This is a genomic window from Saccharopolyspora sp. NPDC003752, from assembly GCF_053605825.1.
This window is the reverse complement of sequence record NZ_JBSGJZ010000024.1, coordinates 70,162-88,761: the sequence shown is the minus strand read 5'-3', so window position 1 is coordinate 88,761 and position 18,600 is coordinate 70,162. Positions and strand designations below refer to the sequence as shown.

The 18,600-nt window shown below is 71.2% G+C and carries 15 protein-coding genes and 2 riboswitches; of the genes, 3 read left to right on the top strand and 12 right to left on the bottom strand.

The window, feature by feature from the left end; all coding sequences use genetic code 11:
* Positions 1-594: 594 nt before the first annotated feature.
* From ACWEV3_RS27665 to ACWEV3_RS27640, 6 genes are all read right to left on the bottom strand, one after another.
* The gene (locus tag ACWEV3_RS27665) at positions 595-4,266 is read right to left on the bottom strand and encodes an ABC transporter ATP-binding protein (RefSeq protein WP_452616726.1); all 3,672 of its coding nucleotides are present in this window, start codon (positions 4,264-4,266) and stop codon (positions 595-597) included.
* A gap of 368 nt (positions 4,267-4,634) precedes the next feature.
* Entirely contained in the window at positions 4,635-5,492 is an 858-nt protein-coding gene (locus tag ACWEV3_RS27660) for an ABC transporter permease (protein WP_358574386.1), read from the bottom strand.
* The gene (locus ACWEV3_RS27655; RefSeq protein WP_452616684.1) at positions 5,489-6,454 is read right to left on the bottom strand and encodes an ABC transporter ATP-binding protein; all 966 of its coding nucleotides are present in this window, start codon (positions 6,452-6,454) and stop codon (positions 5,489-5,491) included. Before ACWEV3_RS27655 ends, ACWEV3_RS27660 begins: the two co-directional genes overlap by 4 nt.
* Before the next feature lie 308 nt (positions 6,455-6,762).
* Positions 6,763-7,095, bottom strand: a complete 333-nt coding sequence (locus ACWEV3_RS27650) for a hypothetical protein (protein ID WP_452616683.1) — start codon at positions 7,093-7,095, stop codon at positions 6,763-6,765.
* A gap of 476 nt (positions 7,096-7,571) precedes the next feature.
* A complete protein-coding gene (gene ald / locus ACWEV3_RS27645; protein ID WP_452616682.1) occupies positions 7,572-8,687 on the bottom strand; it encodes an alanine dehydrogenase in 1,116 nt (371 codons plus the stop codon).
* Positions 8,688-9,061: 374 nt separating this feature from the next.
* Positions 9,062-10,618 carry a PucR family transcriptional regulator gene (locus tag ACWEV3_RS27640; protein ID WP_452616681.1) on the bottom strand — a complete coding sequence of 519 codons (1,557 nt, stop codon included), beginning with the start codon at positions 10,616-10,618 and terminating at the stop codon, positions 9,062-9,064.
* A 112-nt stretch (positions 10,619-10,730) separates the two neighbouring features.
* A riboswitch (glycine riboswitch) is annotated at positions 10,731-10,835 on the top strand.
* Positions 10,836-10,935, top strand: a riboswitch (glycine riboswitch).
* A gap of 46 nt (positions 10,936-10,981) precedes the next feature.
* Between ACWEV3_RS27640 and gcvH the strand changes: the two genes are divergently transcribed.
* The gene (gcvH, locus tag ACWEV3_RS27635) at positions 10,982-11,353 is read left to right on the top strand and encodes a glycine cleavage system protein GcvH (protein WP_132489726.1); all 372 of its coding nucleotides are present in this window, start codon (positions 10,982-10,984) and stop codon (positions 11,351-11,353) included.
* A 30-nt stretch (positions 11,354-11,383) separates the two neighbouring features.
* Positions 11,384-12,739, top strand: a complete 1,356-nt coding sequence (locus ACWEV3_RS27630) for an L-serine ammonia-lyase (protein ID WP_452616680.1) — start codon at positions 11,384-11,386, stop codon at positions 12,737-12,739.
* 372 nt (positions 12,740-13,111) lie between these two features.
* Here ACWEV3_RS27630 and ACWEV3_RS27625 read toward each other — a convergent pair whose 3' ends face one another.
* The 5 genes from ACWEV3_RS27625 to ACWEV3_RS27605 form a co-directional block, all read right to left on the bottom strand.
* Complete coding sequence (locus ACWEV3_RS27625) at positions 13,112-13,978, bottom strand: NAD-dependent epimerase/dehydratase family protein (protein WP_452616679.1); 867 nt, start codon at positions 13,976-13,978, stop codon at positions 13,112-13,114.
* 10 nt (positions 13,979-13,988) lie between these two features.
* The gene (locus ACWEV3_RS27620; protein WP_452616678.1) at positions 13,989-14,846 is read right to left on the bottom strand and encodes an NmrA family NAD(P)-binding protein; all 858 of its coding nucleotides are present in this window, start codon (positions 14,844-14,846) and stop codon (positions 13,989-13,991) included.
* Positions 14,843-15,958 (bottom strand): NAD(P)/FAD-dependent oxidoreductase, encoded by a 1,116-nt coding sequence (locus ACWEV3_RS27615; protein WP_452616677.1) that lies wholly within the window; start codon positions 15,956-15,958, stop codon positions 14,843-14,845. The genes ACWEV3_RS27620 and ACWEV3_RS27615 overlap by 4 nt, the downstream gene beginning before the upstream one ends.
* A 192-nt stretch (positions 15,959-16,150) precedes the next feature.
* Complete coding sequence (locus ACWEV3_RS27610; protein WP_358574395.1) at positions 16,151-16,468, bottom strand: DMT family transporter; 318 nt, start codon at positions 16,466-16,468, stop codon at positions 16,151-16,153.
* Positions 16,469-16,506: 38 nt separating this feature from the next.
* The gene (locus ACWEV3_RS27605) at positions 16,507-17,247 is read right to left on the bottom strand and encodes an SDR family NAD(P)-dependent oxidoreductase (protein ID WP_093276651.1); all 741 of its coding nucleotides are present in this window, start codon (positions 17,245-17,247) and stop codon (positions 16,507-16,509) included.
* A gap of 115 nt (positions 17,248-17,362) precedes the next feature.
* Between ACWEV3_RS27605 and ACWEV3_RS27600 the strand changes: the two genes are divergently transcribed.
* On the top strand, positions 17,363-18,001 hold the full coding sequence (locus tag ACWEV3_RS27600; protein ID WP_358574396.1) for a TetR/AcrR family transcriptional regulator: 639 nt from the start codon (positions 17,363-17,365) through the stop codon (positions 17,999-18,001).
* 73 nt (positions 18,002-18,074) lie between these two features.
* Here the strand turns inward: ACWEV3_RS27600 and ACWEV3_RS27595 are convergent, their stop codons facing one another.
* Positions 18,075-18,560 carry a cupin domain-containing protein gene (locus ACWEV3_RS27595; protein ID WP_358574397.1) on the bottom strand — a complete coding sequence of 162 codons (486 nt, stop codon included), beginning with the start codon at positions 18,558-18,560 and terminating at the stop codon, positions 18,075-18,077.
* Between the last annotated feature and the right edge of the window lie 40 nt (positions 18,561-18,600).

The window sequence follows — 18,600 nt, the reverse complement described above, 5'->3', positions numbered from 1 at the left end:
GCCTCGATCCATATGCTCGTGATTTACAGACACACTCAAGTACCAGGCTAGCGGTCCGATTCGCGCGGTTGACACACAGGACGGCCGTTCGGCCGACGAGGTCGGTCACAAAATCGATCAGGAAAGCCCAGCTCGCGGGGAACGGGCCCCGTCCGGCTCGGACGAACGATCATCGACCGCACTTCGGCATGCACCACTCAAGATCGGCGTTGCTCGGTACTACTCCATCCGGGTTGTCGTCCGACACCAGTATGACGTTTCACCGACACGCTGTGTTCCCTCTCCGTTAATCGACATCCGCGGAGTTCGGGCCTCGGTGACACTCCGGCCCCATTCGTCCCGAGCAGGTGTGACGGCAGGGGGCCGGGGTTGCGGAGCGTGTCCGGAATGTTCCTTTCCGTGTACCCCGGTGGGGGCGTCGTGCGGTTCGGTGGCAGAAAGGTTCCCTTGCTCACACCGCGGGCCTGGCGATGACAGGAAAGTTCCCTTCCTCTCAATCCGCAGCGGCGCGGCAGGCCGGTGGATGACAGGAAGGTTCCCTTCCTCACGTCACAGGGCCCGGTGGTGACAGGAAGGTTCCCTTGCTCACATCGGTCAGGCGATGTTGGTCGCGTCGATGTCCCGCTCCCGCTCGCCCGGCGCGCCGTCCGCTGCCCGCCACAGGCGTGCGTAGTGCCCGTCGTCCGCGAGCAGTTCGGCGTGGCTGCCCTGCTCGACGATCCGGCCCCCGTCGATGACCACGATGCGATCGGCGCGCGCCGCCGTCGCCAGCCGGTGCGCGACGACGAACGTCGTGCGCTGCGCAGCCACCCGGTCGCTGGCCGCGACCACCATCGACTCCGTCGCCGGGTCGAGCGCGGCGGTCGCCTCGTCGAGCAGCAGCACGTCGGGGTCCACCAGCTCGGCGCGCGCCAGCGCGACCAGCTGCCGCTGACCCGCCGAGAGGCCCCGCCCGCGCTCTCCCACCTGCTGCCGGAAGCCGCGCGGCAGCATGGCGATCCCCGGCAGCGCCCCGACCGCCCGGGCCGCGGCCTCGACCTCCGCCGGATCGGCGTCCGGCTGCGCGTAGGCGACGTTGCTGGCGATGTCCCCGGTGAACAGGTGGCCTTCCTGCGGGACGACGGCGAGCCGCCGGTGGAACGCCGCGAGGTCGTAGCGGCGGATGTCCTGCCCGTCGACGAGCACGGCGCCGTCGGTGGCGTCGTAGAACCGCGCGATCAACTTGATCAGCGTCGACTTCCCGGCACCGGTCGCCCCGACCAGCGCCACGGTCTCGCCGGGCCGCACCCGCAACGCGATGTCGCGCAGCGCGAACTGCTCCGTGCCCGGGTAGCGGAACGACACCGACCGGAGCTCGACGCCCCCCTCGAACCGCTCCGGCACGGGAGCGGGATCGGCTGCGGCGGGCACCGAGGTGGGCGTCCGCAGCAGGTCCCCGATCCGCTGCAGCCCCACCCTCGCCTGCTGGTAGCCGTCGAACACGCCGGACAGCTGCTGCACGGGCGAGAAGAACAGGCCGAGGTAGAGCAGGAACGCGACCAGCACGCCGGCGGTCAGATCGCCCGACGCGACTCGCGCCGCGCCGACGCCCAGCACCGCCGCCTGCGCGATCTCCGACAGCAGCGCGACGAACGGGAAGTAGGTGGCGATGTAGCGCTGGGCGCGCAGCCTGGACCGCCGGTAGGCGTCGCTGCGCTGCGCGAACACCTTCGCGGCGTGCCCCTCGCGGCGGTGCGCCTGCGCCACCCGCATCCCGGAGACGTTCTCCTGCAGGTCGGCGTTGACCGTGCTCACCCGCTCGCGCGCTTCGGCGTAAGCGGTCGACGAGACCCTGCGGAAGATCACGGTGGCCACCAGCAGGAACGGCAGCACCGCCATCGCCACGAGCGCCAGCGAAACGTCCGTGACCAGCAGCGCGCCCGCGATGCCGAACAGCGTCAGCACGCTGACCACGAACGTCGCCAGCCCGGTCTGCAGGAACGTCGACAGCGCGTCGACGTCCGTGGTCATCCGGGTCATGATCCGGCCGGCGAGCTCCCGCTCGTAGTAGTCCAGCCCGAGCCGCTGCAGGTGCGCGAAGCTGCGCAAGCGCAGCAGGTAGAGCAGCGTCTCGCCGGTGCGCGCGGTGATGACGGTCTGCAACCTGACGACCAGCCAGCCCGCCACGACGACCACGGCGCCCAGGCCGGTGGCGATCCACAGCGCGTCGGTGTGGCCTGAGCCCACCCCGCCGTCGATGCCGTAGCGCACCAGCGACGGCAACGAGATCGACGTCAGCGCGTCCCCGGCCACCAGCAGCACGGTCAGCAGCAGGCCCCAGCGGATCGGCCGCAACAGCCGGGACAGCTTGAAATCGGGGTCGGGCGCCGTGGCGTCTTCGCCGCGCAGATCGGGCCGATCGGTCGCGGGCGGGAGCTTCCGGATGCCTTCGGCCAACTCAGGCGTCGGCGGCATCGTCATGCCGCCCGACCCGGGCATCGTCGCCGCGCCGGCGGCAGCCGATTCGGCGTCGTCCACCGCCGGCCAGAGCTCCGGGGTGATGCCGTCCGGGCCGGCCACTACGTGGCCGTCGCTGCGGCTGTCGATGGACTCCCCAGGTCCGGCCAGCAGCGACCGGAACAGCTCGCACCGCTGGTTCAGCTCCGCCTCGGTGCCGACGTCGACGACGCGCCCCTCGTCGAGCACCGCGATCCGGTCGGCCAGCGCCAGCGTCGACCGGCGGTGCGCGATCAGCAGGGTGGTGCGCTGCGCGGTCACCGACCGGAGGGTGTCGTGGATGGCCGCTTCGGTCGCCGGGTCCACCGCCGACGTAGCGTCGTCGAGCACCAGGATCCGCGGGTTCGAGAGCAGCGCCCGCGCGAGCGCCACGCGCTGGCGCTGCCCGCCCGACAGCGTCAGGCCGCGCTCACCGACCGTCGTGTCGTAGCCGTCGGGGAGGCTGGTGATGAACTCGTGCGCCTCCGCGGCCTTCGCCGCGGCGATCACATCGGCCTCCGAAGCGTCGGGGCGGCCGTACGCGATGTTGCCGCGAATGGTGTCGGAGAACAGGAACGCCTCCTCGAACACCACCCCGACCGCGGCGCGCAGCGAATCCAGCCGCAGGTCGCGGATGTCGTGGCTCGCGTCGCCGTCCTCGGCGGGCCCGATCCGGATGCTCCCCGCGTGCACGTCGTAGAAGCGCGGCAGGAGCAGCGAAACCGTCGATTTGCCCGAACCCGCCGGGCCCACCAGCGCCACGGTCTCGCCGGGGCTGACGCGCAGCGACGCGTCTCGGAGCACCGGCTGATCGCGGGTGTAGCCGAAGCTCGCGTCGTCGAGCCGGACCTCCAGCGGCCCGCCGGGCAGGGTCGCCGCGCCGGGTTTCTCCTGCACCTCGGGCTGGGAATCGATCAGCTCGTGGATGCGCTCGACACCGGCGCGGGCGAGCTGCGCCTGGATCATCACGCTCGACAACATCCGGGCCGGACCGGCCAGCATCGCCACGTACCCGGCGAAGGCGACGAACGTCCCGAGGCTCACCTGGTCCTGCAGCACCATCCAGCCGCCGAGGCCGAGCACCCCGACCTGCCCGGCGGAGGGCAGCGCGGCCAGGCTCGCCGCCGGTTTCGACGTCATCCTGGCGGCACGCAGCCGCTCGGCGAACAGCCGCCGCGCGCGGCCCTCCAGCCGCCCGACCTCGCGGTCCTCCTGGCCGAAGCCCTTCACGACCCGGACACCGGTGACCGTTTCCTCGACGTGCTGAGCGATGTCCGCAGCGCGCTGCTGCGCCGACCACGTCGCGGGGAACAAGCTCTTCTTGCTGCGCGCCGAAATCACCGCGATCAGCGGCGCGACGATCAGCGAAACCACCGTGAGCAGCGGCGACAGCCACAACATCGCCACGATCGCGAACAGCGCGAGCACCGCAGTACCGGCCGCCAGCGGCAGCATCGACAGCAGCGAGTTCACCATCTGCAGATCGCTGATGGAGCGGGACACGACCTGGCCGGTGCGCAGCGCGTCCTGCTTCCCGCCGTCCAGCCGCTGCATCGCGGCGAACACCGCCCGGCGCAGGTCGTGCTGCACGTCGAGGGCCAGCCGCCCGGCGCTGTAGCGGCGGACGAACGCCGACGCGAACCGGAACACGCCGAGCCCGAGCAGCGCGATCACGATCCACCACAGGCGGTCGGTGCTGCGCGCGACGGCGTCGTCCACCGCCAGCTTGGTCAGCAGCGGAACCAGCGCCTCCAACCCGACTGCCGTGACGGACGCGCCCATCGCCAACATCAGGGCCACGGGGTGCCGGCGACAGGCGGCGAAGAGGCGACGGATCCAACCGCCGGAAGTCGGGCGGGGATTACCGGAGTCGCTCACCTCGCCAGGTTATGCCGCCCCACCGACGACGCAGCCCGGCCGGACGGTCGCTGTGACCCCCGCCAAACCGAGGAGGCGGTGCGAGCATGGGAACTTTCCTGTCACCACGACGGCCCAGACCGAGGCCGGAGTGACAGGAAGGTTCCCATGCACCACTCACCGGTCCCCGAGTTCGGGCGGCGGGTCCGCTTGGCGGCGCCCGGTGGCAGATGGCAGGAAGGGAACCTTTCTGTCACCGGCGTCGCAGTGACAGGAAGGTTCCCTTCCACCGGTGGTGCGCGTCAGGCGATGTCGCGCCGGCGGCCGGCCAGCCAGCCGCCGGCGATGAACACGGCGGCGTAGCCGACGAAGGTGAGCAGGCTCGCCCACCACGGATGGCCGTAGCTGCCGCCGAAGAAGAAGTGCAGGATCTCGAAGATCGCCCGCGGTGTGTCCGGCTCGTCGGGCCCGGCGACCGCGGAGACGAACAGCGGCACCGCCATGTTCGCCACGATGCCGTTGCCAGCCGTCCCGGGCAGGTACGGGCTGACTCCGGAGATCGGCGATCCGATCAGGACCAGCGACAGGATGAACTCGACCATGAACTTGTAGATCAGCGGCAGGATGATCGCGAGCACGGCGTTCGCGACCAGCGCGCCGAACCCGACGCCCAGCACCGTCCACAGCACCATCGTCAGCACACCGGCCGCGCCGACGCTGAGCCAGTCGGCCAGGCTGCCGAAGGTGCCGAAGTCCATGCCCGCGCCCACCAGGCTGCCGAGGCTCGCGGACAGCACGTTCGTCACGCCGTAGATCAGGCCGATGCCCGAGTAGGCGAGCAGCTTCGCCGCCAGCACCGCGCCGCGCGGGTTGCCGGTGAGGTACGTCGTCGAGATGGTCCTGTTCCGGTGCTCGCCGGCGAACGCCATGGCCCCGAACAGCCCCGCGAAGATGGTGCTGAAGTTCGTCGACATCGAAAGCGACAGCAGGCCCAGCGGGACCGGCCGGTCGAGCTCCTTCACCGAGTCGATGAGCGCCGCCATGGGGCCGCCCAGCGAGCCCGCGCCGAAGCCGAGCAGCACCACCGGCGCGAGCATCCCCCACCACAGGCTCGTGGTGAAGATCTTGCGGAATTCCGCCTTGACCAGCGCGACCATCATGCGGTCCCCCCGAATCCGCGGGCGTCCGGCGCGGCCTGCGCGCCGTGCTGCTGGACGCCGGTGTACTGGCCGTGGGTGAGCTGGAAGAACAGCTGTTCCAGACCGATCCGCTCGTCCTGCATCGCGTACAGCGCGATCCCGGCTTCCAGCGCCAGGTCCGCGACCGTGCGGGAGTCGGCGCCGGTCACCGCGAGCCGGCCGTCCGGGACGTAGTCGACGCTCAATCCGGCCGCGTGCAGCTTCTCGATCAGCTTGCGGGGGTCGGCGGCCTGCACGAGCGTCCGCGAGCGCTGCGCGGCGCGCAGCTCGTCGAGATGGCCGTCGAAAACGCAGCGCCCGCGGCTGATGATCACCAGCTGGTCGACGGTGTGCTCGATCTCCCGGAGGAAGTGGCTGGACATCAGGACCGTCCGGCCGCTCGCGGCGAAGGCCTTCAGGAAGTTCCGCAGCCAGGCGATGCCCTCCGGGTCCAGCCCGTTGGCCGGCTCATCCAGCACCAGCACCTGCGGGTCGCCGAGCAGCGCGGTGGCCAGCGCCAGGCGCTGCCGCATGCCCAGCGAGAACGTGCCCGCTTTGCGCTTCCCCGCGGAGCCCAGCCCGACGAGTTCGAGGGCCCGGTCGACCTGCGTGTCCGGCACGTTCATCGCCGCGGCGTAGCACCGCAGGTGGTGACGGGCGGTTCGACCGGGGTGGAAGCTCTGCGCGTCGAGCACGGCGCCGACCACGCTCGCCGGGTTCGGCAGCTGGTGGAACGGCAGTCCGTTGATGGTGGCGGTGCCCGAGGTGGGCATGACCAGGCCGAGGAGCATCCGCAGCGTCGTCGTCTTGCCGGACCCGTTCGGACCGAGGAACCCGGTCACCGCCCCGGGGCGGACCGTGAAGCTCAGGTCCTGCACCGCGCTGACCGGGCCGAAGCTCTTGCTGAGACCCTCAACGACGAGCCGGCCACTGCCGTCGTGCACACGCCCTCCATCGTCACCCGTTCAACCGACGGGGCCCATCCTGCCGGACAGGCCCGGGTGGTCAGGTGCGAAGGAGCGTTTTCCCAGCTTGTTCTCAGCGCCGGGCGTGGTCGCGGCCCTGCGGTGTGACGGGTATCGCCACGTGCGGGCGCCTAGGGCCAGCGGATGGACCGGTCGATCACGGCGGCCCGGTAGATCCTGCCGCGATCCGCATCGAGGTGACCGGTCGCCAGCGGCGGGGTCGGGTCCGTGGTCAGGTCGGGGCGGAGGAATTCGTTCGTGTCCCAGTCGCTGGGCCCGGGGCCGGTCTAGGAGATGATCGGCTCGGGGATGATCGCGATGTCCCTCGCCTCGTCGTCCCACCTGCGCCGCAACCTCCGGCGCAGCGCGTCCAGAGCGCTGCCGCGGGCGTGCGCGGGCTCGCCGGTGTGGTCCCCGATCAGCAGCCGGTGCGCGGTCACCCAGATCGTGCAAGGCCACGGTCGGCTGCGCAGCGTGCCCTGGCAGGACCGGCACCTGCCGTCCTCGGCCGGTTCGTGTTCGTCGAGCAGGGCGCGAAGGCCCTCGGTGAGCCGGTAGAGCTCGGAGCGGGCGAGCGGCAACAGCACCTCGGGTGCGTTGTCTTCGGATGCCAGATCCACCCTGTCGAGTCTGTCGAGGACAGCTTTCCGCAGCGCCGTGTCCGTCACTTCGTCTCCCACCGTCGAACGTTGCGAGTGCGTCGGTGTTGCCGTGGAGATCGCGGAGCGGAGCACCCCGACGACCCCCATCGGGTGACATCGGCAGTCGAGTCGCACGCCTGCACACCCACCACTCGAGGCTCACTCCATCGAGTGGTTATCGATTCGGTCCGAAATTGGCGGCTGAGCGGGGGCTCGCTGCTTCGGCAAATGGGCGATCGTGGCCTACACTAAAAGTGGCGGCCTGCTCCCGGTGACCCCCAGGCTGGTTGAGCGGGCCGCCCCGTTCGGCTGTGTGAGCCCTTCACCTGTTCGGTGCATTCGCGGCGACGATCCGAGAACACGTCCCAGACGGGCTCCCGCATGCGAAAACGCCGCGAGCGGGGGAACCGCCCTGCCGCGCGGTGACAGGAAGGTTCCCCCGCTCGCAGGCGAGGTCAGGCGAGCACGCTGCTGATCGGGGTGCTGGTCAGCCCGTGCGCCTCGGCGACCGGCTCGTTGACCAGCTTGCCGTCGTGGGTGTTGAGGCCACCGGCGAGCGCGTCGTCCGCGCGGCAGGCCTGCTGCCAGCCCTGGTCGGCGATGCGCAGCACGTACGGCAACGTGACGTTGGTGAGCGCGTGCGTCGAGGTGTTCGGGACCGCGCCCGGCATGTTCGCCACGCAGTAGAACACCGAGTTGTGCACCCGGTACGTCGGGTCGTCGTGCGTGGTCGGGCGGGAGTCGGCGAAGCAACCGCCCTGGTCGATGGCGATGTCGACCAGCACGCTGCCCGGCTTCATCTCGGAGACCAGGTGGTTGGAGACCAGCTTCGGCGCCTTCGCGCCCGGGATCAGCACGGCGCCGATGACCAGGTCGGCGGCCCGCACCGCCTGCTCGACCGAGTAGCGGTTGGACGTCACGGTGCGGATCTGGCCGTGGAAGTCGCGGTCGATCTCGCGGAGCTTGTCGACGTTGGTGTCGAGCAGCTCGACGTTGGCACCCATGCCCAGCGCGACGCGCGCGGCGTTGAGGCCCGCGACGCCACCGCCGATCACCACGACCCGCGCCGGGTGCACGCCGGGAACACCGCCCGGCAGCACGCCGCGGCCGCCGCTGGGACGCATCAGCGAGTAGGCGCCCACCTGCGGGGCGAGGCGCCCGGCGACCTCGCTCATCGGCGCGAGCAGCGGCAGCGCGCCGTTGGCCGTCTGCACCGTCTCGTAGGCGATGCCGGTGACCCCGGACTTCAGCATCGCGTCGGTCAGCTCGGCGGAGGCCGCCAGGTGCAGGTAGGTGAACAGCACCTGGTTCCGGCGCAACCGCGGGTACTCCTCGGCGATCGGCTCCTTGACCTTGAGGACCAGCTGGCCCTCGCCCCACACCTCCTCGGCGGTGGGCAGCACCTTCGCCCCGGCCGCGAGGAAGTCCTCGTCGGGGATGGAGGAACCGGCGCCGGCGTTCGTCTCGACGAAGACGTCGTGACCGCGGGTGGTCAGCTCGTGCACGCCCGCAGGTGTGATCGCGACCCGGTACTCGTTGTTCTTGATCTCGCGCGGAACTGCGATCTTCACGGCGGAATCCTTTCGTCTCCTGTTGCGCACCACGATCCGCTGCAGCCGAAAGGGGCGCATCATTCCCGCAGGATGAGATTGCCCCGCGCGCTTTGTGCCCGCAGCACAAAGCCTGCTGCGGCGGCGCCAACGCGCCGAGAGGGGCCGAAACGGCGCGGCGAGGCCGGGGTGACAGGAAGGTTCCCTTGCTCGCAGCCACCCGGGCGGCCGGTGAAAGCAAGGGAACTTTCCTGTCATGCGGTGGCAGGAAGGTTCCCTTTCACACGTCACCGGGGGTGCGTCACGGGCGTGGTGATGACAGGAAGGTTCCCTCGCTCGCAGCCGCCGGGGGCGCGGCTCGGCGGGGGCGGGGTGACAGGAAAGTTCCCTTGCTGTCAGCCGTGCTGGGCCCAGCGGTCGGCGAGCAGTTGCACGAACAGCGCCGCGCGGACGTTGGGGTTCTCCAGGTCGATGTCCACGAGTTGGGTGAGCCGCTTCATCCGGTAGCGGAAGGTGTTCGGGTGCACGCGCAGCTCCCGGCTCGCCTGCCGCGGGTCGCCCGGGTGGCGCAGCCACGCGTGGAGGGTTGCCAGGTATTCGGTGCCCTGCGTTCGGTCGTGCTCGCGCAGCACCGGCAGCGGGCCCAGGGAGCCGACGCCCGCGTCGGTCGACGCGCCGGCCATCCGGCTGAGCACCACCAGGGGCCAGTTGTCCTCGTACACCGCCACCCGGTCGCGTAACTGGCCGGTGCGCAGCAGGCCGACCAGCTCCTCGGCCTGCGCGCGCGACTGGGGGAGGTCGGCGACCGCCACCGCATTGCCCACCGCGATCAGCGGGCGCGGCGAAGCGTCGTGGGACACGAGCGCTTCCCGCAGGTCCGGCCAGCCGCCCGCGCCCGCCCGGTCCGGCACCAGGGCGTAGAGCATGGTGCCGATCTCGGTGACCAGCGGGCGCCGTCCGATCCCGCGCGTGATCCACTCCCACATCGCCAGCCGGTGCCCCTCCGCTGGCCCGGCGGACGACGGCATTTCGATCGCGACGACCCGATGCGCCTCGTTGGGCACCGCCAGCTCGTTCACGGCCACCCGCCAGCCCTCGCCCCCCTCCAGCAGCAGCCGCACCTGCTCGGCGGACCGGCGGCGCTCCGCGTCCGCCACCGCCCGCCACCGCAGCAGTTGCAGCGCGACCAGCGGGGCGGTGTCGGCGAACGCGGTGGACCGCTCCTCGGAGACCTCGCCGGGCACCACGGCCCACATCGAACCGAGCAGCTCGCCGCCCATCCGGATCGGCACCACCAGGCGGGGCAGGGTGCCGTCCTGCTGGGCGGGCACGAAGATCGCCGAACTGCCCTTGCTGAGCTGGCGGAACGTGCCGCGGGCCCGGAACTTGGCGAGCACCTCGTCGGGCTGCTTCCGGCCCATGATGGTCGACACCCGCGCCGGGTCGGTCAGGTCCTGCCGGGCGGAGTAGGCCAGGACCTGGGAGTGCGCGTCCTCGATCGTGACCGGCGCGTCCACCACGTCGGCGACCGCGTCGGCGAGGCGGAACAGGTCGCCGACCCCGGTGCCGCGCGCGTCGGCCTCCTCGATGCCGGTCCCGCCCAGCGCCGCCCGGATCAGCCACACCAACTGCGCCCAACCGGTACCCGGCCGGACTTCCACCAGGGCCACCCCGGCTTCCTCGGCCGCCGCGGCCACCGCGTCGTCCACCGAGATCGGCGGCTTGAGCAGCACCGCTGCCGCGCCCTGCGCGCCGCAGGCCCTCGCCAGCCGCTTCGCCTGCTCGCGATCCGCGACTGCCACGCCCAGCACGAGGTCGCCGCCCGCCGCGGTCGGCGGCTCATCGGGTTCGGCGATGACGACGTCTCCCACGCAGACCGTCGGCTCCGGGCTGACCACTGTGCGCAGCAGCGTGGGGCCGACCCGTTCGACCAGCGCCCGGATGTCCAGCATCACCGGCCTCCTGAGTGCTTCGGGCCGCTGCCAGTCAGGTGGGGGAGGGCATTGACACCAGGGCTGGCCCGTTTATCGTTGCTGAGCACATCGACAATCGCATACCGGCCGTCGACCCCGTGCGGGAGAGACCTTGAGGGCTCACACCGAGCCGTCAGGGCGCCGAAGGAGCAAGACTCCCCACAAACTCTCAGGCACCCATGACCGTTCGGGCGAGGCAACTCTGGAAAGCGCGCGTCATCCGTGACGCTCCACCCACGGTGCAAGCCGCGAGAAACCGCGGCGAAGCTCTCAGGTTCCGAAACAGAGGGGGAGGCCCAGCCCCGGGCATCCCTGCCCCCGAAAGCCTTGGAGCCTCCCGACATGTCCCTGCCTGCGAACCTGCGCTACACCGAAGAGCACGAGTGGATCGAGGACCGCGACGAGCTGGTCCGGATCGGCATCACCCAGCACGCCGCGGACGCGCTCGGCGACATCGTCTTCGTGCAACTGCCCGAGGTGGGGGAGCAGATCGAGGCGGGCCAGGCCTGCGGCGAGCTGGAGTCCACGAAGTCCGTCAGCGACCTGTTCGCGCCGGTCACCGGCGAGGTCGTGGCGATCAACGAGTCCGTCGTGGACGATCCGGCGCTGGTCAACTCCGAGCCCTACGGCGAGGGCTGGCTGCTGGAGGTGCGCACCTCCGACACCGGTGCCCTGCTCACCGCCGAGCAGTACGCCGCGGTGATCGCGGAGTAGCGGGGAATAGGCGAGGGGAGGAGACGGTCAATGGCGATCAGCGTCTTCGACCTGTTCTCGGTCGGTATCGGGCCCTCCAGTTCGCACACGGTCGGCCCGATGCGCGCGGCCCGGCTGTTCGTGCAGCGGTTGCACGGCGAGGGCCGGTTGCCGCAGGTCAAGCGGATCAAGGCGGAACTGTTCGGGTCGCTCGGCGCGACCGGGCACGGGCACGGCAGCCCGAAGGCGGTGCTGCTCGGTCTCGAGGGGCACAGCCCGGAGACCGTCGACCCGGCGGCGGTGGAGGGCCGGGTCGCCGAGATCCGGGAGACCGGGCGGCTGCGGCTCGACGGCGTGCAGGAGATCCGGTTCACCGTGGACCGCGACCTGGTGATGCACCGGCGCAAGTCGCTGCCGCTGCACCCCAACGGCATGCGGTTCACCGCGACCGGCACCGACGGGGTCGAGCTGGAGAGCGCGGTCTACTACTCGGTCGGCGGCGGTTTTGTCGTCGACGAGGACGCCACCGGCACCGATCGGATCAAGCCCGACGCGACCCCGGTGCGGTACCCGTTCCGGACCGGCGCGGAACTGCTCGCCCGCACCGAGGAGTCCGGGCTGCCGATCAGCGGCGTCATGCTGGCCAACGAGCTGTCCTGGCGCGGCGAGGACGCCGTGCACAAGGAGCTGCTGGGCATCTGGCAGGTCATGCGCGAATGCGTGGACAACGGATGCCGGAACTCCGGCGAACTGCCCGGCGGGCTCAAGGTCCGGCGACGGGCGGCGGAGCTGGCCGCTTCGCTGACCGAGCACGACGATGCGCTGGAGTGGGTGACGCTCTTCGCGCTCGCGGTGAACGAGGAGAACGCGGCCGGCGGGCGCGTGGTGACCGCGCCGACCAACGGCGCGGCCGGGATCGTCCCCGCGGTGCTGCACTACTACATGCGGTTCGTGCCGGGCGCCGACGACGCCGGCGTGGTGCGCTTCCTGCTCGCGGCCGGTGCGGTCGGCGTGCTGTTCAAGGAGAACGCGTCGATCTCCGGTGCCGAGGTCGGCTGCCAGGGCGAGGTCGGGTCCGCGTGCTCGATGGCGGCCGCCGGGCTCGCCGAGGTGCTCGGCGGGACCCCGAGCCAGGTGGAGAACGCCGCGGAGATCGCGATGGAGCACAACCTCGGCCTCACCTGCGACCCGATCGGCGGTCTCGTGCAGATCCCGTGCATCGAGCGCAACGCAGTCGCGTCGGTGAAGGCGATCACGGCGGCTCGGATGGCGCTGCGCGGCGACGGCACCCATTTCGTCTCGCTGGACAAGGTCATCAAGACCATGCGCGAGACCGGCCGGGACATGAAGGTCAAGTACAAGGAGACGGCTCGCGGCGGCCTCGCCGTCAACGTCATCGAGTGCTGACCCGCCGCACGCCCGGTGAGTGCATGGGAACTTTCCTGTCACCACCGGGCCGTGCGGTGAGTGCTGGGGAACCTTCCTGTCACCACCTGCCCGCACCGGGGCCAGGTGGCATGCGGATGGGAACTTCTCTGCCACCGGGCCCGTAGTGCGAGCATGGGAACTTTCCTGTCAGCGCCGCTCAATACCGCGGTGAGTGCATGGGAACTTTCCTGTCACTACCAGGCCGTGCGGTGAGAGCTTGGGAACCTTCCTGTCACCAGGCCGGTTCGTGCGGTGAGTGCATGGGAACTTTCCTGTCACCGATGAGCCACCGGGCGCCTGCTGTGGAGCCTTCCCGCCGTCGGCTCCGGTGCGAGGATGGGAACCTTCCTGTCACCGCTCCCCGCCGCGCACCGGCCAGATGCCGTGCACCGGGGACCAGTCGAGGAGGCGCCGCGCCGCTTCGCTGCTGACGCGGTGCGACGGCTCGGCCGCCTCGTCCGGGGCCTGCCCGGGGGCCGGGCTGCCGTCCGTGCGGGCCAGCTCGCGGTAGTAGTCCGCGACCCGGACGGGCTCGTCGGCGATGTTCAGCGTCTCGCCAGCGCAGCCGCGCTCCAGCGCGCCGACCACAGCCTCCGCGTAATCCCGCGCGTGCACCATCGCCGCCCACGACCGCCCGTCGCCCGGGATGGGCAGCCGCCCGGCGCGCAGCCGGGCCCGCTGCTGGTCCTGCACCGTCGCGGGGCCCACGAAGCGTCCGCCGCGCAGGATGCTCCACGCGATCTCGTCGGCGGGCAGTTCGCGGACCGCGGCCTCCATCGCCTGGACCGGGGCGACGATGGTCGTCCGTTCCGGCCGGTGGTCGAACGGCGCCGTCTCGGTCAGCGGGGTGTCGCCGCCGTCCGCGTAGGCCATCGTGATGCTCATCTGGACGAAGCGCCCCACCCCGGCTTCCTGCAGCGCGTCGGTCACCACCGCGGTTCCGGTGCTGCGCAGCGCCGTGTTCAGCGCCCAGCTGCCCGCGGTCGGCGGGACCGCGGTGGCCGCGTTGACCACCGCGTCGACGTCCTTGAACTCCGTCGCCAGCAGTCGCCCGGCGACCGGGTCGAGCAGCGACGCCCGGATTCGGCGGGCTTCTTCCGGCAGGCGGTCGAGGCGGTCGCCGGGCGCCATGGCGGTCACGTCGTGTCCGCGGCGCAGCAGCATCGGGACGAGGTGGCGGCCCAGGACCCCGCTGGCCCCGATGGCGAATACGTGCATCGGTTCCCCTTCAGTTCCGCAGTTGTTCGGCGAGTCCGGCGGCGAACGACCGGTAGTCGCGCGGCGGTCGGCCGGTGATGTCGGCGACCGCCGTCGTCACCACCTCCGCCTCGCCGGCCCGGTAGGTGGCGTAGAGCTGGAGGCGCGCCGCCACCGCCCAGTCCGGCACTCCCGCCGATCGCATGGCCGCCGCGACCTCGGCGGGCGCGGCGTCCACGTGCCGGATCGGACGTCCGGCCACTTCGGACAGGATCTCGGCCACCTCCCGGTAGCCGAGGGCTTCCGGCCCGGTGAGGTCGTAGTCCCCGGCCGCGACGTCCGCGGTCAGCAGGCTCACCGCCGCGAGGGCGATGTCCTCGACGTCGATCATGCTGACCCGCGCCGCCCCGACCGGCAGCACGATCGCGTCGCGCGCCCGGATCGTCGGCAGCCACTGCAGCGCGTTCTGCATGAAAGCGTTGGGGCGCAGCACCGCGTGCGGAATGCCGGCCGCGCGCAGCTCGTCGTCGCCGACGCCGTGCTGGTGGTGGATGCTCGACTCGGCCCCGGGCTGCGCCCCGAGCGCCGACAGCTTCACCACCCGGCTCACCCCCGCCTCGCCGCTGGCCGCGATGAGATTCCGTTGCAGCACAAGCTGTTCCGGGTGGAACGGGGTGAGCATGAACAACCGGTCCACGCCGCGCAGCGCGCTCAGCGTCGACGCGCGGTCGGCGAGGTCGCACTCGACGACCGCCGCGTCGGGTGCGCGGTTCGGCGAGCCGGGGCGCACCAGCGTGCGCGGGCGGTGGCCGAGCCGCACGAGTTCCCGCGTCACCGCGCGCCCGACGGCACCCGATGCGCCCGCGACGGCGATGACCGGCCCGCTCACGCCGCCCCCAGCGCGCGTGCCCCGGCGAGCTCCAGGTCCGCCGGGAGCCGGTCGTGCACCGCCGAGTCCGCGAGCAGTTCGCCCAGTTCCGGGGCGAACTTGAACAGGTTGTGCCCGGCGATCGCGGTGACCCCGGGGGAGTGCCAGGCGCGGAGCGCGTCGCTGCCCGCGGGCAGCTTGCTCATGATGCACACCCGCACCCCGATCGGCTCCGGGATCAGCCCCGGCAGGGCCCGCTCGACGTAGCCGGTGACCCGGCGGACGTGGTCCTCCATGCCTTCCTCACCGGTCAGCGCGCCGCGGGCGTCGAACGGCACGTCGACGCCGTCGCCGATGAGGCCCAGCACGTACTGGTCGGTGTAGGGGATCACCGAGCCGTACACCATCTCGCCGAACTGGCCGGACTTGTCCACCCAGCACGGCGTCGGCGCGCCGCGCAGCTCCTCGCGGATCCGGTAGTGCGGGCGGGCGTGCAGCGCGCAGTCCAGCGGGATGTCCCAGCCGAGGCGGGCGGCCAGGCGCGGCGTGTCGACGCCGGCGCAGAGCACGACGTGCCGCGCGTGGTAGATCGCGTCGGCGGTCTGGAACTCGACCTTCCCGTTGTCGAGCACCAGGAGGCTGTGGATGTCGTTGGTGATGATGTGGTCGCCGACCCAGCCGGTGAGCGTCTCGATCACGTGGTTGACGCGCAGCGCCCCGGCGGTCGGGTCGACCAGCAGCGGGCCGTCGATGGGCCCGAGCGCGCCGAACACCTCCGCGCGGTCGGCCGCCGGCGCGTAGTGGTGCGGCACCTGGTGGATCTTCAGGCCGGTGGTGTCGGAGGGGGTGGTGCCCAGGTACGCGCAGCCCTCGGTGCCCACCATCTCGACGCCGGAGCGGCGCTCCCACTCCCGGTAGCCGGCCAGGCCGCGCGCGGCCAGGTCGACGATGTGCGGATCGTCGTGCCGGTGCCGGAAGGTGCGGGACAGCCCGCCCGACTGGCCCGACCCGGGCCGGCGGCCGTCGAAGCACTTCACGTTCGCGCCGCGCCGCAGCAGGGCCTCCGTGGTGGACAACCCGAGTACCCCGGCGCCGATCACCGCGATGTCCAGTTCCCTCTTGTGCTCAGCCATCTTTCCGCTCCTCCAGCCGTTTGCCGGCGTCTGGTTCTCCTTGCGGCAGCCGGACCCCAGCATGCTTCGCCCGGCCCGGCCGCGACATCACGTGTTCTCGGGAGCCGGTCGCGAAGCGAAGATGCCGCCTCGCTCGGGCGAGGCGGCATCTTCCGGGGAAGGAAAGGAAATCGGATCGTCTACAGTGGCCGGTCAGCCCTCCACGAATTTCAGGCCGGCGATACCGACCACGATCAGTGCCAAGAATGCCAGTCTTGAGAAGGTCACCGGCTCGCTCAGGAAGATCATCCCCACCGCGGCGACTCCGACGGTGCCGATGCCGACCCAGATCGCGTAGGCGCTGCCCACGGGAAGGTCCTTCAGCGCCACCGAAAGCATGCCGAGGCTGATCATGGCGACGCCGATGCCCAGCACCGCCGGCCACAGCCGCGTCATGCCCTCGGCGTGCTTCAGCGCCAGCGACCAGATGATCTCGAGCAGGCCCGCTGCGACGAGGATGACCCAAGCCATTGCTGTTTCCCTTGTTCCAGGAGGTCGGAGCAACGCCGTCAGGCGTTGGCGCCGCCGTCGACGAGGATGCCGGTGCCGGTGATGTTGCGGCCGCCCTCGCCGGCCAGGAACGCGACCGCGGCCGCGATGTCCGCCGGGTCGTTGTAGCGGCCCAGGGCGGTCAGGGCGCGCTCGCCGTCGGCCTCTTCGCCGTCGGCCGGGTTCATCTCGGTGTCGGTGGAGCCCGGGTTCACCAGGTTGACCGTGATGCCGCGCGGACCGAGGTCGCGGGCGAGACCCCGCGTGAAGCCGGTCAGCGCCGACTTGCTCAGCGAGTACAGGCTCAGGCCGGGACCGGGGGTCCGGTCGGCGAGGTTGCTGCCGACGCTGATGATCCGGCCGCCCTCGGGCAGGTGCTTGACCGCGGCCTGCACGGCGACGAACACCGCGCGCACGTGGATGCCGACGGTCTCGTCGAACTGCTCCAGGGTCAGCTCGTCGATGGGGGCCCACGGGAAGATCCCGGCGTTGTTGACCAGGATGTCCAGCCGGCCGAACTCGGCGACCGTCTGCTCGACAGCGCTGGTCACCGCCGCGGCGTCGGTGGCGGGGGCCGCGAACGCGGCACCGCGCCGGCCCGCTTCCTTGATCTTGCCGACCACGCCGTTGGCACGGTCGGCCGAGGTGTTGTACGTGATCGCGACGTCGGCGCCGTCCGCGGCCAGTCGCTCGGCGACCGCCGCACCGATGCCGCGTCCGCCACCGGTGACCAGCGCGACCTTGCCGTCCAGACCTGTCATGAGCCCCTCGCTTTTCTGTGTCGAACGATATATAAATGGCTATCATCGCTACTCTCGGGTGTCAACAGGGGAAGGCCCGGTGCGAACCGGCGCCATCCGGGGAGGAGGGAAGCCGATGTCGCCACGCGGACGTCCGCGCAGCTTCGACCGGGAAGCCGCCCTGCGGACCGCCATGGAGCTGTTCTGGGAACGCGGCTACGAGGCCACGTCGCTGAGCGACCTCACCGGCGCGATGGGCATCAGCTCGCCGAGCCTCTACGCCGCGTTCGGGTCCAAAGAGGACCTGTTCCGGGAGGCCGTCGCGCTCTACAACAGCGCCGACGAGGCGGTCGGCGACCGGTCGCTGCAGAGCCAGCCGACGGCGCGGCGCGCGATCGAGGCGATGCTGCGCGACAACGCCGACGCCTACGTGGATCCGGACACGCCGCGCGGCTGCATGGTGGTGCTCGCGGCCACCAACTGCACACCGGAGAACGAGCGGATCTGGGACTTCCTCGCGGAGTGCCGGAAGGACGACTTCCGCGCGGTGCTCGCGCGACTGGAGCGCGGCGTCGCCGACGGCGACGTGCCCGCCGGCGCGGACCTGGAGAAGATCGCCTCGTTCTGCCTGACCGTCCTGCAAGGACTGTCCATCCAGGCCAGGGATGGGAGCTCCCGCGAGGCCGTGCACGCGGTCATCGACTGCGCGATGCTGGCCTGGGACGGGATGATGGCCGCGCCGGAGGTGCGTCGCGATGACGCCGTGCCCGCCTGATCCGAGCGCGTCGACCGGGCACCGGCGCAGGCCGGTGCCCGGGGTGCGCGCCCGCTGCGGTGGGCCGGCCGGACTATTCGATGCCGTACTTCTCCGACGCGATCCGCATGGACCGTTCCACATCGGCCTCGAATTGGCTCGGCGGCGGCGCCGGCTGACCGGGCACCGCCTCCACGCCGACCTCCAGGAAGAATTTTTCGAACCCGCTCGGAACGAAAAGCATGAGCATTCTCGCGGGGGTATCGGAAATATTCTTGAACCGGTGCGCCGAACCGCGCGGAAGATAAATGAAAGAACCCGGTTCGGCGGTGAATTCACGGTCCCCGTCGAACACCTGGAGGCTTCCTTCGACGAGGTAGAAAGCCTCGTCCTCGTACTGGTGGACGTGCAGCGGCGGGCCACTGCCCGGCGGGATCTCGCCCTCCATGACCCCGATCATTCCGTCCGTGTCCTCGGCTCCGACCTTCAGCGTGTAGCGGTCGCCGCTGAAGGCCCAGACGCTTTGGCCCGCGCCGGGCGGGACGTGGATCACCCGGCGGGTGACCTCCGGTGCGCTCATGTTCAGACTCCTCTCGACCAGCGGGTGCGCGCTGTCGAGC

Bases quoted from the DNA above. Each gene is read 5' to 3' on its own strand.
- ACWEV3_RS27665 (WP_452616726.1), bottom strand. From the start codon at position 4,266: ATGTTGGCGATGGGCGCGTCCGTCACGGCAGTCGGGTTGGAGGCGCTG.
- ACWEV3_RS27660 (WP_358574386.1), bottom strand. From the start codon at position 5,492: ATGATGGTCGCGCTGGTCAAGGCGGAATTCCGCAAGATCTTCACCACG.
- ACWEV3_RS27640 (WP_452616681.1), bottom strand. From the start codon at position 10,618: ATGCTGGACATCCGGGCGCTGGTCGAACGGGTCGGCCCCACGCTGCTG.
- gcvH (WP_132489726.1), top strand. From the start codon at position 10,982: ATGTCCCTGCCTGCGAACCTGCGCTACACCGAAGAGCACGAGTGGATC.
- ACWEV3_RS27630 (WP_452616680.1), top strand. From the start codon at position 11,384: ATGGCGATCAGCGTCTTCGACCTGTTCTCGGTCGGTATCGGGCCCTCC.
- ACWEV3_RS27625 (WP_452616679.1), bottom strand. From the start codon at position 13,978: ATGCACGTATTCGCCATCGGGGCCAGCGGGGTCCTGGGCCGCCACCTC.
- ACWEV3_RS27615 (WP_452616677.1), bottom strand. From the start codon at position 15,958: ATGGCTGAGCACAAGAGGGAACTGGACATCGCGGTGATCGGCGCCGGG.
- ACWEV3_RS27610 (WP_358574395.1), bottom strand. From the start codon at position 16,468: ATGGCTTGGGTCATCCTCGTCGCAGCGGGCCTGCTCGAGATCATCTGG.
- ACWEV3_RS27605 (WP_093276651.1), bottom strand. From the start codon at position 17,247: ATGACAGGTCTGGACGGCAAGGTCGCGCTGGTCACCGGTGGCGGACGC.
- ACWEV3_RS27600 (WP_358574396.1), top strand. From the start codon at position 17,363: ATGTCGCCACGCGGACGTCCGCGCAGCTTCGACCGGGAAGCCGCCCTG.
- ACWEV3_RS27595 (WP_358574397.1), bottom strand. From the start codon at position 18,560: ATGAGCGCACCGGAGGTCACCCGCCGGGTGATCCACGTCCCGCCCGGC.